The organism is Couchioplanes azureus (assembly GCF_014648355.1).
Lineage (GTDB): Bacteria > Actinomycetota > Actinomycetes > Mycobacteriales > Micromonosporaceae > Actinoplanes > Actinoplanes azureus.
Map to the genome: position 1 here is coordinate 363,863 of NZ_BMQY01000001.1, position 13,950 is coordinate 377,812.

Annotated in this window: 8 protein-coding genes and 1 tRNA gene; 4 read left to right on the top strand and 5 right to left on the bottom strand. The window is 72.1% G+C overall.

All coding sequences use genetic code 11. From position 1 onward, the window contains the following. The first annotated feature begins 73 nt into the window (after positions 1-73). Positions 74-928 (top strand): SCO6745 family protein, encoded by an 855-nt coding sequence (locus tag IEY99_RS01745; protein ID WP_189198880.1) that lies wholly within the window; start codon positions 74-76, stop codon positions 926-928. Between the two features lie 16 nt (positions 929-944). On the opposite strand, the gene IEY99_RS01750 is transcribed toward IEY99_RS01745, so the two are convergent. Both IEY99_RS01750 and IEY99_RS01755 read right to left on the bottom strand, forming a co-directional pair. After that, on the bottom strand, positions 945-1,820 hold the full coding sequence (locus tag IEY99_RS01750) for a hypothetical protein (protein ID WP_189198881.1): 876 nt from the start codon (positions 1,818-1,820) through the stop codon (positions 945-947). 128 nt (positions 1,821-1,948) lie between these two features. After that, positions 1,949-3,628 (bottom strand): hypothetical protein, encoded by a 1,680-nt coding sequence (locus tag IEY99_RS01755; RefSeq protein ID WP_189198882.1) that lies wholly within the window; start codon positions 3,626-3,628, stop codon positions 1,949-1,951. Between the two features lie 274 nt (positions 3,629-3,902). On the opposite strand from IEY99_RS01755, the gene IEY99_RS01760 reads away from it, so the two are divergent. The 3 genes from IEY99_RS01760 to IEY99_RS01770 all read left to right on the top strand — a co-directional run bounded on the left by IEY99_RS01760 (position 3,903) and on the right by IEY99_RS01770 (position 9,258). Further along, positions 3,903-8,165 carry a polymorphic toxin-type HINT domain-containing protein gene (locus tag IEY99_RS01760; RefSeq protein WP_189198883.1) on the top strand — a complete coding sequence of 1,421 codons (4,263 nt, stop codon included), beginning with the start codon at positions 3,903-3,905 and terminating at the stop codon, positions 8,163-8,165. 18 nt (positions 8,166-8,183) lie between these two features. Further along, a complete protein-coding gene (locus IEY99_RS01765; RefSeq protein ID WP_229798012.1) occupies positions 8,184-8,684 on the top strand; it encodes a hypothetical protein in 501 nt (166 codons plus the stop codon). A 433-nt stretch (positions 8,685-9,117) separates the two neighbouring features. After that, a complete protein-coding gene (locus tag IEY99_RS01770; protein WP_189198885.1) occupies positions 9,118-9,258 on the top strand; it encodes a hypothetical protein in 141 nt (46 codons plus the stop codon). Positions 9,259-9,398: 140 nt separating this feature from the next. On the opposite strand, the gene IEY99_RS01775 is transcribed toward IEY99_RS01770, so the two are convergent. The 3 genes from IEY99_RS01775 to IEY99_RS01785 form a co-directional block, all read right to left on the bottom strand. After that, positions 9,399-9,472: transfer RNA gene (locus IEY99_RS01775), tRNA-Met, on the bottom strand. 257 nt (positions 9,473-9,729) lie between these two features. Continuing rightward, positions 9,730-12,702, bottom strand: a complete 2,973-nt coding sequence (locus tag IEY99_RS01780; RefSeq protein WP_229798014.1) for a UPF0182 family membrane protein — start codon at positions 12,700-12,702, stop codon at positions 9,730-9,732. Between the two features lie 110 nt (positions 12,703-12,812). After that, positions 12,813-13,841 (bottom strand): YlbL family protein, encoded by a 1,029-nt coding sequence (locus IEY99_RS01785; RefSeq protein ID WP_189198886.1) that lies wholly within the window; start codon positions 13,839-13,841, stop codon positions 12,813-12,815. Positions 13,842-13,950 lie beyond the last annotated feature (109 nt).

Genomic DNA, 13,950 nt, shown 5'->3' on the forward strand with positions numbered 1-13,950 from the left:
CCACGAGCGCGCCCAGCCGGGGTCCTCCGCGCTCGGATACACCATCGGGCATCGGCCTCGATAAGATCGCCGGATGTCCATCGAGCCCCTGGCGCGGCGCCTGTGGCAGTTGTTCGAGCCGCTGCACGCGGTCACCTACTTCGCACCCCGCGCCCGTGCCGCATTCGAGGGCGCCGGCCTGCGAGGATTCTGGCGGGGATACTTCGCCGGACGGGCCGCTCCCCTCGGCGCGGTGACACCGGCCCCGGTCACCGCTCTGTTCTTCTCCTTCGCACCCGCCATGGTGGCCCGCGCCCTGCCCGACGTGTGGCAGCGAACCTCGCCGGAACAGGCTCTGACGGCCCGCCTCGACGGCGCGGTGGCCGCACTGCGGTCGGTCCTGCCCGACGAGCCCGCACGCTGGGCGGAGGCGGCCGACCTGCTGGAGACCGCGGCCGGGGCGGCGGTGACCGACGGCCGCGCGCTGGGCGCGGCCAATGCCGCCCTGCCCCGCCCGGCCGACGCGCTCGCCCGTCTGTGGCACGCCGCCACGCTGCTGCGTGAGCACCGGGGCGACGGGCACATCGCGGCCCTGGTCGGCGCCGAGCTGAGCGGCTGCCAGGCGCTGGCCCTGCGGGACGCCCTCTACGGCGGCCGGGAGCAGTTGCAGCCCAACCGGGGCTGGACCGACGGCGAATGGGACGACGCGGTCCGCGCCCTGCTCGCCCGCGGCTGGCTGGACGCCGACGGGCGGCCGACCGCCGAGGGACAGACCGCGCACGCAGCCGTCGAGGAGCGCACCGACCGGCTCGCCGCACAGCCCTGGACCGCACTGAGCCCCGGCGACCAGACCCGGCTGGCACACCTCCTGACCCCGATGGCCGGCGCGGTCGGGGTGTTCCTCCCGTATCCCAACCCGATGGGCGTCCCCCGCTCGGCGGCCGGTTGAGCCGTCCGCGGCCGCGTCAGCCCCGCGTCACCGACACGGCCGGGCCGTCCGGGTGGGAGACGGCCAGGCTGTTGTCGGCCTGGTCGGTCAGCGTCACCCGGGTGACGGTCCAGCGGCCCGCCGGGGTGCCCGCCGGGATGACGACCGGCACGGCACACTCGACGCGGTCGTGGATGTCGTCGATGAGGCTGGCGGTGCCGCAGGTCAGATGCCGGCCGTCGAAGGCGATGGCGAACGGCGTACCGATCCGGAGGCCGTCCGGGCCGGTCAGGACGAGCCGTCCCGTCCAGAAGCCGGCCTGCAGGTCGCTGACGGTGACGCGGTAGTCCACCGTCACGCCGGTGCCCGGGTCGACGACCTCGGCCGGCTGGCCGGGGGCCAGGGCGATCCCGTCGAGAACCGGCCCGGCGCCGTCCACCAGCTGGTCGACGGCCAGCCGCGCCGGGTTCTTCGCGGCGCTCTCGTTGCCGTAGCCGTCGTGCGCGGTGATCTTGGTGACGCGCCAGGCCGCCTGAGCCGTCGCACCGTACTGCGGCACGCGGAAGTAGATGCTGGCCGTGGCGCTGCGAGCCGGGGCCGTACCGGTCAGCACCGCGTCGAACGGGATCTTCCAGGGCTGGCCGACCGGCGTGGCCCCGGCGAACTGCCGGAACTCGGCCGTACCCATGATCTCCACCGCGGTGGGGTGGGTGTCGGTCATGTCCACGGTGAGCACGACGTCGGCCGGTCCCGCGGTGACGTCGACACGAGCGGTGTTGAACGATATCTCCGTGAAGCGCAGGGCCGATGCCCCGGCCGCCGCGCGCGCCGAGGCGGCGGCCGGCTCAGCCACGGCGGCCGAGGCGGCGGCCGGCTGTGCGGCCGGCGCCGCCCCGGCAATGGCAGCGGCCATGACGGCAAGCACGCGTACGCGCCTAGATCTCACAGTTCCTCCCCGTTCGCCGGTACGGACCCGTCGAGTCCACAAGCGAGGGTAGGGGCGGATCCGCGATCACGGTGTCACCGATGCGACCCGAACCGTCAGTCGGCGATCTTCACGTCGTCGATGAGGCCGCGGTAGCCGCCCGTGCCCGCCGGCTGGTCGTAGCCCACCGACAGCAGCGTGATCTTCTTGCCGTTGAGGGTCGGGCCCAGCGGCACGACGACCTCGTTCCACTGGCCGGCCTTCAGCTTCTTGCACTGGTGCAGCGGGTGCGCCCGGTTGCCCTTGGCGTCCTTGACGCCGCTGTCCCGCAGGTTCTTGCCGTCGCTGAACAGCAGGTCGATCGCCACGCAGGTGCTGTTGGCGGGCTTCACCTCGGGACGCACCGTGTTCGCCTGCGGGAAGATCCAGTAGCTCAGCCGGGTGGTCGGCTTCACGGTGATCCGGCTCAGCGGCATCACCTTGAGGTAGGCGTACGACTTGGTCTTGTCGTTGTCCATGCCGGAGTACATCAGCGCCTGCTTGCCGGTGTGCCCGGGCTCCGTCGTCCGGCGGCCGAGCTCCGGCCCCTTGAGCCCGCAGCAGATACCACCCACGTTGACCACGGCGTTCTTCCAGGCCGCGGTGTTGGACCAGCTCGGCTGCACCTCGCCGTCGGCGAAGCTGGTGACCAGGTCCAGGTCGTACTGGCCGACGCGGAGGAAGGCGTCGAGCTCGGTCGGCGTACCGGCGAGCGCCTTGCCGGTCCAGTACGCCAGGTTGAGGTCCTTGTTCGCGGTGGCGGTCGCCTTGAGCCGCTCCGCCAGCGCCTTGTCGGCCTGGTACTTGCGGTCGAGCGCGATCTGGATGTCGCGGTCCTTGGCCTGGTGGACGCCGGAGTCGATGAACTCCTTCCAGACCTTCGGGTCGAGGCTGCGGGTCGCGGCGATCGCCGCGGCCTGCACCTCGCTGCCGTCCGGGCCGTGGTTCCAGACCTTGATGATGAAGTCCCGGTCCGGAAGGTCGAGCAGCTCGTCGGTGACGGTCAGCCCGATCCGGTTCGCGGCGAGCTTCTTCGCGGCGCGGGCCAGCGCCGCGGCCTTCTCCGCCTCGGTCTTCTCCTGGTCCTTGGCGATCCAGTCGTCGACGTCCTGCTTCGCCGCCTCGGCCATGCCGGTCGCGATGAACCGCTGCCGGTCCTCGTCGCCGCCCTCCCGGGCCTGCCGGGCCGCCGCCTTGACCTTGGGCCACTTGGCGTCGTCGGCCACGCGCTCCCAGATCAGCCGGACGAAGTCGGCGTCCGTGCCGTTCAACAGCGCCGCGTCGGCCACGACGTCGATGCTGGCCGCGGCCGCGGTGCGGGCGAGGTCGCGCTGCCGCTTGGCGTCGGCCTCCTGCTTCTCCCGCGCCACGTCGCGGTCGAAGGCGGCGAACACCTCGGTGACGATGAACCGGCGGCACGCGTCGTCGACCTCGTCGGGGTCGGCGCTGAACGCGACCTCGGCCGCGACGCGCACCTCGGTCCGGGCCGGGTCGGCCTTGACGTGGTTCCAGATGGCGACGACGAAGTCGCGGTCGGCCAGCTCGACCAGCGCGGTGTCGTCGCCGCGGCCGAACTTGACGGCCACCGCGAGCTTCTGCTCGTACGTCGCCGGCGCCTCGGCGGAGGCTGCGGCCAGGACCCGGCCCTGCGCCGGTGCCGCGTACGCGATGGCCGGCATACCGATGGTCAGGACGGCCGCCGCAACGCCGGCCGCGAGCAGCGGCCGCGCGCCGCGCACCCGGTGGATCTGTGTCATGAAGTTCGGTCCCCCGTGCTGGTGTATCGACGATCGCCAGCGGGCGACCGGATCAGCCGCGTACGTTAGCGGCCGCACGACCCCCGCTTCAACGCCGGGACCTGTGATGAAGCTATCTCGCGAACGTTGTCCCAGGTTCCGCCCTTCGATCCGTCGGCCGGGCGGGCCAGCGGTGTGGACCGTGCGGGCCATCCCTGGTTACATACCGTCCTGCATCGTCGAGCGACGCTCCGATGTGGTCGATTTTTCCGCAAGGACAACGGGGGAACTGAACATGCGCTGGCGCGCGACGGCGCTCGCGCCCACGACGAGCACGGGCGCCCGGCGGCGCCCGGTCCGGCGTGGGTCGCGGGATCATTCATCGACATCTATCAAGCGCACCCGCGCCGTGCTCCTGACGGCGCTGGTGGCGGTGCTGGTCGGCTCCGGGCTGGCGGTGCCGCCGGCGTCGGCCGCCGTGCGCCCGCTCCGCGAGGACCCGGTCACCACCACACCCATTCCCGTACCCCCGCTGGTCACGGAGGCCTGGAACGGCCAGACCGGCGTGGACCTCACGGCGGAGCGGTGGCGCAAGGCCGTCGCCGACGTCGCCGCGCTGGCGCCGGACGCCGAGGTGCGCGACGCGGCCATCGCGGCCCTGGCCTCGGCGGACCCGCAGGCGATCATGAAGTTCGCCACGGTGGAGAAGCGCCAGCTGGAGACGCAGATCGCCGCCCGCAGGAAGCAGGTCGCGGCGGAGAACCTCACGAAGATCAAGGCGATGGCGGGCACCGGCGGTGCCCACTTCAACGCCGAGGTGCAGCGGGTGCTGGCCGGCACCGACGGCGACCGCGAGGCCTTCCTGGCGTACGGCGCGGACATCGCGCGGGCGCAGGACGAGAAGGTCGCGTCCGGCGTCAAGGAGCGCGCCGCCCAGCTCCGCGAGCGGCTGCGGGTGTTCGCCGCGGCGGCACCGGCGGAGTCGCAGCTCAAGGCGGCCGCCGAGCAGGCGCTGGCGGGCGACGACGCGGCGGTGGCGGCCTTCTGGAACACCGGCTATGCGGCCGCGGCCAAGGCCGACGCCGAGGAGCGCGAGCGGTACCTGAAGGACCTGGAAGCGCGTAACAAGGCCGCCGAGGAGCTCTCCGATCTGGCGAAGCGGGCGGAGCAGGCGTCCAAGGCGCGCACCCGCCTGCTGGCCGCGCACGGTGACGGAGTCCGGGCACTCCAGCGGGCGTCGAACGCGATGGCCGGCGCGGCCAACGCCGCCCGCCATGCCCAGCGCGTCCTGGCCGGCGGCGGCACGGTGGCAGCCAAGGCCACCGAGCTGGACGCGGCGAAGGCGCAGACGGCCAACGAGCTCCGGGCCGCCCAGGCCGCCGCCGAGCAGGCGAGGAACTCCGCGGCCATCGCGACCAGCGCCGCCGACGAGCTGAACGCGACGGGCCTCACGTACGGTGCGGAATGGTCGCTGATCGCCCAGGGAATGAGCGAGGCCGCCCAGGCCGCGGTGGGCGCGACGCAGACCGCGCAGCACGCCATCGACGCGACCATCGCCACCAACAACGCCCAGGGTGCCCAGGCTCGGGCCGAGGCGCACGCGCAGCAGGCGATCAAGTGGCGGCAGCACGCCGAGCAGCACGCCCAGTCGGCGGCGAAGCTCGCCGCGGCAGCGGCGAAGCAGGCCGCCGCGGCCAAGACGGCGGCGGCGCGGGCGAAGAAGGCACGGGAGCAGGCGCAGGCGGCCGAGGCCAAGGCCTGGGCCGGTGCGGAGAAGGCCCGGCAGCAGCGGCAGATCGCCGAGGCGAAGGCGGCCGAGGCCAAGCGGCAGCGGCAGATCGCCGAGGCCGAGCGCGCCAACGCCGCCCGGCACCGCGCCGAGGCGGACCGGCAGGCCGCGGCCGCCCGCAACGCCCGCGCCAACGCCGACGCCCAGGCCGCGATCGCGAACGGCGCCCGCCAGCGTGCCGAGGCCGCGGAATCCGCTGCGAGTGCCGCCGACGACAGGGCGTGGGACAAGGAGAACGACGCCGCGCAGGCCAGTAACGCGGCGGCCGCGGCGGAACGGGCCCGGCAGACGGCGGAGGCCAAGCGGCAGGCCGCGCGCGCGGCCGTCGCCTACGCCGACACCGACCAGAGCCGCAAGGACGCGCAGGCTGCCGCGGACGCGGCGGACCAGGAGTTCGGTGTCGCGGACGGCGCCGCGAAGAGCGCCCGCGGATATGCGAACACCGCCTCCGGTGCTGCCGCGAACGCCCGTGCGGCGGCGACCCAGGCGCAGTACGCAGCGGACCGTGCCTGGGCGGCGGCGGAGCGGGCCCGGGCGGCAGCACGCGCCGCGGACGCGGCGGCGGACAAGGCCGAGGCGGCCGCGAAGGCCACCCACGCGGCCCGCGTCCGCGCCGACGCCAAGGCGGCGGCGGCCACCGCGCAGGAGATCGCCGCGGCCCGGGCCGCGGACGCGGCGACGAGGCTGGCCGAGCAGGCCGCCGACGAGGCGGTCCGCGCTCTGTGGTCGGCCGACCGCACCAAGGACGAGGCTCAGGCCGCCACGACCGAGGCGGTGACGGCGGCCGCGCAGGCCGACATCGCGATCGCCGCGGCGTCCGCGGCCCGGGAGTCGTCGGCGGGCATCGCCGAGCCGCACAACGCCGCGATCGGCCTGGTGTCGCCGTTCACCGGCGCCGACATCGACGCCGACTTCGCCAAGCAGGTCGCGGAGCAGGCCAAGAGCATCGGCGAGGAACAGGCCGCCGCCGCGGAGGCCCGCGCCGCCGAGGCCGTCAAGGCCGCAGAGCGGGCCGAGGCCGCCGCACGGACGGCGAACGAGCAGGTCAAGCCCGCGTACGCGGCCGCGGCCCAGGCCGCCCGGTCCGCGGCCGACGCGGCCCGCTCGGCGGCCGAGGCCAAGCGGTACGCCGCCCAGGCCGCCGCCGACGGCGCGGCCGCCCGGGCCGCCGCGGCCAGCGCGGCCAAGGCGGACGCCCAGGCCCGCGCCGACGCCGCCGCGGCCCGCCAGGCCGCGAACGAGGCCGCCAACGACGCGGCGATCGCCGGGCGGGCGGCGCAGGAGGCCCAGGCCGAGGCGGACGCCGCGGACAGGTCCGCCACCGCGGCGGAGAACGAGGCCGCCGCCGCGAACGCCGCCGCCGACCGCGCCGAGGCCGACGCCCAGGCCGCCAAGGACGCGGCCGACAGCGCGCAGAGTCACGCCGACAGCGCCGCCGCAGCGGCCGCGAGTGCGCTGCAACACTCCATCGACGCGCAGAAGGCGTACGAGCGCGCGGCGGAGGCCGACCGGCAGCAGGAGCGTGAGGACGAGGCGCGGAAGTTCGCCGACGCGGCCACCCAGCTCGCGGCCACCCCGGACGAGCTGGCCGAGCTGAGCCCCGAGGAGCAGGCGGAGCTCAAGAAGCTGCAGGCCGAGGCGGGCGAGAGCTTCTGGGACTTCCTCAAGGCGGAAGCTCCGCAGCTCGTCAAGGATCTGACCGGCATCCAGGACATCGAGGACTGCATCCGCAAGGCGGAGGTGCTGGCCTGCGCGTACGCGGCCTCGAACTTCATACCGGCGAAGCGCCTCTTCGGCTTCCTGGCGGACCTCGCCAAGTTCGGCTGGAAGATCACCAAGTTCTTCCTGCGGACCAACGAGGCGCGCAAGAAGGCGCAGAAGCTCCTCGACAAGGCCAAGACGCTTCTCGCCAAGGGATGCAAGGCCCCGAACAGCTTCACGCCCGGCACGCGGGTGGTGCTGGCCGACGGCAGAACCCGGGCGATCGAGAAGCTGAGGATCGGCGACCGGGTCCTGGCCACGGATCCCCTGACCGGGATCACGGCGGGTAGGCGGGTGACGGCCACCATCACCGGTGCCGGCGCCAAGAAGCTGGTCGACCTCACCATCGACGCCGACGGCGTGCCGGGTGGTGCGACGGCCACCATCACCGCGACCGACGAGCACCCTTTCTGGGTGCCCGCGCTCTCCCGGTGGGTCGACGCCGCGGACCTGTCCGACGGCCAGTGGCTTCGGACCAGCGCCGGCACGTACGCGCTGATCTCCGCCGTCAGCTACCGCGACGCCGAGACGCGCGTGCACAACCTCACCGTCGCCGGCATTCACACGTACTACGTGGTGGCCGGACGCCAGACGCTCCTGGTGCACAACGACGGCGAAGCGTGTGAGGTCCGGCCGCCGACCGACAAGGCCGCTCCGCAGAAGGCCCGCAGCGCACTGCGCTCGGGCGGGTGGAAGCCGAAGGGCTACGACCTCGGTGGTGGCCGCCCGGTCCTGCTCACGAACGAGCGGATGGTGCACATCATGAACCGCCACATGACCGACTACTGGGACGGCTCCCGGAAGCAGGCGCAGACCTTCTTCCCGCGCGGCACGACGGTCGACGACGTGTCCAACTACGTGGGAAGCGTCGTGCGGCAGAATTCCGGAGCGATCCGCCGGTACCTCGAAAAGGGCGGGAACTCGCAGTTCGAGGGCGAGGTCAACGGCATGAGGTTCAAGTTGGGCATGCGTCCTGACGGCAAGATCGGGCAGTTCTACCCGATGTGATCCGAAGGAGGGTACGGCGTGGTGTCGATTCGCTCACTGCTCATGTCGGGTTCCCGCGGCCGCCTCGTCGAGGTGGAGGCGCTGGCCCCGGGAAAGCGGCGCTGGCACTCGGTGGACGGCGTCATCGAGATCACCGTCGGGGGAACGCCGATCGTCACCGCCGCGGAGTGGGACGACATCGCGGATCTGTGGTCGTACGTGGCCACCCTGGTCGACCGGATGTGCGCGGGTGACCCGCAGGCCGAGACCTCCTTCCCGGACCAGCCGGTCACGCTGCGGCTGGTCCGGAAGGGCGGCGCGATGATGGAGATCGCGTGCGAGACCGGCGACGAGCGGCGGAGAGCCGTCGCACCGGCGGACGAGCTGATCCGCGCGCTGTGCACGGCGGGCGTCAGCTTCTTCGACAACCTCGTCCGGCTCGGGGCGCCCCCGGAGAACTACCGGTCCGCCAGGGACGTCCTGCTCAAGTGCGCCGAGATGACGGGTCCAGCCACGCCGGACGGAGATGCCCGCGGCTGAGGCCGATGGTGCTGTAGCGGAGACCGCGGTGGCGTCGCATGACGCCGCCGCGGTCTCCGTCTTCCCGCGTACCGGAAACCGGTCCCGACACGCCGGCCACCCAGTTCTCATCCCACGACGCGCGGTGCGCCGCTGCTCACGGCGGCGGCCCGGGCATCCCGGCGTCCCAGGCGTCCCAACCGGCTAGGCCCGCGCCGACGCCCCGTCCGAGGATGAGGGCGCCTCGCCGCGGCGGAGCAGGCATCGAGAGGACACCAGGAGGACCTGCATGAGCCGGACCAGCAGGACGACTCCATCGCCGGCTGCGATTATCCGCGCGTCTGCTTCTGCAAGACCCACGACGACTACCTGGCCGAGCGGCCCACGGCCGCCTACCGCGACTCCGGCCCCTGGCAGAATTTTGGGCCCGTGCAGCCGGGGCGCGAAGGTCGTGGTGAACACCCGCCACGACGACGGGGCGCTGCTGCACTTCACCACCGGCCGCACCACCTGCCTGCAGCCGTCGGGCGAGATGGACGCCACCGTCTACGGCGTCGTCGACAAGATCAAGATCAAGGACTCGCGGACCTGCTGACGGACCCGGTCCGAGCGGGGCCACCTGCCATCGCACCCCCGGAGACCACGACAGGGGGTGCGGTGGGCCGCTGGCCTCCGAAACGTCGAAACGCGGCCCCCTGGTGTAGGGAACCGCGTCCTGACCTGCGATAACGCTAGTAGCGGGGACAGGATTTGAACCTGCGACCTCTGGGTTATGAGCCCAGCGAGCTACCGAGCTGCTCCACCCCGCGTCGGTTTCTCCACCCTAGCGCGAGCCCCCCGGCACCCGCAAAGCGACCCCCCGTAACGCTCACCACATCGCGGCTCCTCGGCAGCCGCCAGCACGCCAGCCGCCAGCACGCCAGCCGCCGGCACGCCAGCCGCCGGCACGGCACTAGCAGCCGCCGGCGCGGCGTGCCAGCGGCCGGCACGGCAACCGCCGGCGCGGCATACGACAGCGGCCCGCCCGTGAGCCGGGCGGGCCGCTGTCCGTCGTGCCTACGTCGCGTCAGCCGCCGCTGGGTGTGGGAGCGGGCGCCGACGCCGGAGGTGCCGAGGCCGGGGCGGACGGCGGCGCCGAGGACCCCGCCGGGGGCGCCGCCGGGGTGCCGGCCGCCTTCTGCGCGTTCTTGAAGTTGGTCATCGCCGTGTCCAGGGCCTGCAGCGCCTGCCCGTACTTGGCGAAGTCGCCGGACTGCTGGGCTGCCTTCACGTCCGCGATGGCCTTGTCCAGGGCCGCCGCCGCCTGGGCGAGCTGCCCGGTCAGCCCCGGCGGCGAGGTGCCGCCGGCCGGCGGGGTGCCGGTGTTGCCCGGTGTCGTGGCGGGAGGCGGCTGGTTCTTGCCCTGCGCCACGAGCTGCTTGAGGCCCGCCTCGAGGTTGTCCGCCAGGACGACGTACGTGCCGCCGTCGCCGTACGACATCAGCACCTTCTGCAGCAGCGGCACGGCGTCCTGCTGCCCGCTCTTCACGTACACCGGTTCGACGTAGAGCATGCCGTCGCCGACCGGTAGCGAGATCAGGTTGCCGTACAGCACCTGGGACTGGTTGCTGTTGGACAACAGGGTGAGCTCGGATCTCACCGTGGCGTTGTTGGTCATCCGCTGGTGGACCTGCACCGGTCCCTGGATGGCCGTCTGGTCCGGCAGTTCGAGCACTTCCAGCTTCGGTTCGCCGTCCACGTACGACCCGGAGATCAGGGCGGCGAGGTTGTCCCGGCCGTTCGGCGTGACCGCCGAGGTGAGCTGGAAGCGGGTGCCGTCCTGCCCGGGCAGCTGCACGTTGAGGTAGTAGGGCGGCTGCTTGACCGGCTGGTCCGGGTTGTCCGGCGCGTTCGGCACCTGCCAGAAGTCCTGGCCGGAGAAGTACGTCGCCGGATCGGTCACGTGGAACCGGGCCAGCAGGTTGCGCTGCACCTTGAACATGTCCGCGGGGTAGCGGAAGTGCGCCTGCAGCGCCGCCGGCGTCTGCGCCTTCGGCGTGATGAGCTTGCCGCCGAACGCCTGGTTCCACGCCTTGAGGATCGGGTCCTTGTCGTCGAACTCGTAGAGCGTGACGGTGCCGTCGTACGCGTCGACGGTCGCCTTGACCGCGTTGCGCATGTAGTTGATGTTGTCGCGGGCGAGCGCGAACGTGCCCCGGTTGGTGAGCTCGTCCTGCGTCTCCTCCTGCAGGTTGATCCGCTGGGCGTAGGGGTACGTCGCCGCGGTCGTGTACCCGTCGAGGATCCACTTGATCCGCCCGTCGACCACGGCCGGGTACGGGTCGCCGTCGATGGTCAGGAACGGCGCGACCTTCTCCACCCGCGAGCGGGGGTCCCGGACGTACATCAGCCGCGACGAGTCGTTCACCGCGTCCGAGAGCAGGAAGTTGCTCTCGGTGTTCTTGATCGCGAAGACGAGCCGGCGGAAGAAGGAGCCGATCGGCACACCGCCCTCGCCGGCGTACGTGTAGCGCTCCTCGGCGTTCTTGTCGTTCGGCTGCGGCCGGTCGAACTCGACCTTCCGCGTGTCGTCGGTCTGCCCGACGATCGCATACTCGGTGGACTGCTCGCCGAAGTAGATCCGCGGCTGGTCGACCTTGATCTGCTCGGTGTCCGAGGCGCAGCCGGGCTGCTGGTCGTCGCCGAGGAACCCGGAGACGAAGTAGGGCAGGCCGCCACAGACCACCCGGTTGGCGGGCGCGGCGACCATCCCGTACCCGTGGGTGAAGACCGTGTGCCGGTTCAGCCAGTTCTGCTGCTGCTCGGTCAGCGCCTGGTCGTTGATCTCCCGGACGCCGACGACGTAGTCCTGGGTCTTGTCGGCGACGGTGTAGCGGTCGACGTCCAGCTTGGGGCCGAAGTCGTAGAAGCCGCGCACCTGCTGCTGCTGGGTGTACGCCTGGGACACCAGCTGCGGGTCGATGAGGCGCACCGCCTGGGCGCTCGGGTTGTCGGCCAGCGTGGCCGGCGGCACGGTGCTGGCCGCCGCGTAGGGCCGCACCTCCGTGGCGCTGAGCCCGAACGCGGCCCGGGTGGCCTCGATCGAGCGCTTGATGTAGGGCGCTTCCTTGTCCGCCAGGCTCGGCTGGACCTGGAAATTCTGCACGGCCAGCGGGTAGATGCCGCCGATCGCCACCGCGGAGATCGCCAGCAGCGCCAGCGAGACGCCGGGCCAGACCAGGTTCCGCATGACGGCGTTGGAGAACACGATGATCGCGATGGCCACCACGATCGAGATGTACGCCAGGATCTCCTTGGCCGGCAGGAGCGCGTTCACGTCGGTGTAGCCGGCGCCGTAGAGGCCGGGCGAGACGTGCTGCTCCAGCAGCAGCGCGCGCCGGTCGAGGATGTAGGCGACCGCCTTGAGCAGCACGAAGATCGCCACCAGGGTGGTCAGGTGGGCGCGCGCCGCCGAGGTCATCCGGTCACCGACGCCCTGCAGCCGCACGCCGCCGAAGATGTAGTGCACGGCGAGCGCGCCGATCACCGACAGCACGACCGCGGTGAAGCCCACCCCGAGCAGATAGCGCATCAGCGGGTAGTCGAAGACGTAGAAGCCCACGTCCACGTTGAACTGCGGATCCCGCACCCCGAACGACTGGGAGTTCTGGAAGAGCATCCAGTCCTTCCAGCGGCCCTGGGCGGAGAGGCCCGCGAAGAAGCCGATGACCACCGCGACCACGGTGATCCAGGTGCCCAGGCGCGGCTGGATCACCATGCGGTAGCGCTCGAGGGTCGCCTGCTCGGCCGAGTGCGGGCGCAGCAGCGGGCGCAGCCGGTAGGCGAGGTAGAGGTTCGCCGCGAGGATCAGCGCCATGGCGAGACCGATCGCGAGGAAGAGCAGGAGGCGGGTCAGCAGGACGCCGGAGTAGACACCCGTGAAGTCGACCTCGTCGAACCACAGGTAGTCGGTATACGCGTCGATGCCCCAGCCCAGCAACGTGAAAAGGAGGAAAACCCCGACGAGGACGCCGACGGTCACGCGACCGCGCCGGCTCATCCTCGGCAGAGGACTGTTACGCATGACCAACGTGAACCCCACAAAAGTCTCAGGACCGGTTCTTCACTCTAGGGTGCGGGGCCGTTCGGCTCCGGGTGGCTGTGGATATCTCATGACGCGGTGCACGGCCGGGGCGTACCCCCGGAGATGAAAGCCTGCAGCGCGGCCAGCGCGTCGTCGACCGTGGCGACCCGGGCCATGGGCAGGCCCGGCACGGCGTTGCGCAGCGCCTCGGCGCAGTTGTCGGCCGGCACCAGGAAGAGCTGCGCACCCGCGTCCTTGGCGCCGACGAGCTTCTGCGGGATGCCGCCGATCGGTCCCACGCCGCCCTCGTCGTCGATCGTGCCCGTACCCGCGATGATCTTGCCGCCCGTGAGGTCCTCGGGCTTGAGCTTGTCGATGATGCCGAGGGTGAACATCAGCCCGGCGCTGGGGCCGCCGATCTCGTCGAGGTCGATGCTGACCGTGAAGGGATGCGGCTGCTTCTTGTCGATCGACACGCCGATGCGCGGCGTGTCGTCGCCGTCGGCGGTCTTCGTGGTGATCCGGGCGGTGCCGGGCTTGCCCGCCCGGGTGTAGGCGATCGTCAGCGCGGTGCCGGCGGGCTTGGCCTGCACCAGCTCGGTGAGCTTGTCCGGGCTGGTCACCGGGGCGCCGTCGACCGCGGTGATCACGTCGTCCTTGCGCAGCAGCCCGGCGGAGGCGCCGCCCGCGACCACGTCGGCCACGAAGACCTGCACGGGATAGCCGAGCTTACGCAGCGCGACCGTCACGGCACTGCTCTGCGAGGACTTGAACTCCTCGGCGTTCTGCTGCTCGACCTGCTGTTCGCTGCGGTTCGGCGGATAGATGAGGTCGCGAGGCACCACGGCCTGCTCGTCGCTGAACCAGCCGCGGATCGCCCAGACGAGCTCGACGCCGGGCTGGACCCCTACGGTGGTCAGCCGGAGCTGACCCGTGCTGGCCGAGGTCTGCGCCTTCGTCACCTGAATGACCTCTTTGCCGTTGTCCGAGCCGAGCGTGTTGACGGTCGGACCGGGCTTGAGCACCACGTACGGCAGGGGAAAGGCCATGACTCCGACTGCCAGCAGTGCGGTGATCAGGGCGCCGAGGATGACCGTGACACCGCGACGTCTCATGCGCGTGACCGTACCAACCGACCCTGAGTTCTCTCTGAGCTGACACCGGCAACGGTCACGACCGGGCCGGACGCGCGTACCGTTGGGGACGTGCCTGATATCCCGTTCG

Coding starts and splice junctions, on each gene's coding strand:
- IEY99_RS01760 (WP_189198883.1), top strand. CDS start 3,903: ATGCGCTGGCGCGCGACGGCGCTCGCGCCCACGACGAGCACGGGCGCC.
- IEY99_RS01750 (WP_189198881.1), bottom strand. CDS start 1,820: ATGGCCGCTGCCATTGCCGGGGCGGCGCCGGCCGCACAGCCGGCCGCC.
- IEY99_RS01755 (WP_189198882.1), bottom strand. CDS start 3,628: ATGACACAGATCCACCGGGTGCGCGGCGCGCGGCCGCTGCTCGCGGCC.
- IEY99_RS01780 (WP_229798014.1), bottom strand. CDS start 12,702: ATGAGCCGGCGCGGTCGCGTGACCGTCGGCGTCCTCGTCGGGGTTTTC.
- IEY99_RS01745 (WP_189198880.1), top strand. CDS start 74: ATGTCCATCGAGCCCCTGGCGCGGCGCCTGTGGCAGTTGTTCGAGCCG.
- IEY99_RS01785 (WP_189198886.1), bottom strand. CDS start 13,841: ATGAGACGTCGCGGTGTCACGGTCATCCTCGGCGCCCTGATCACCGCA.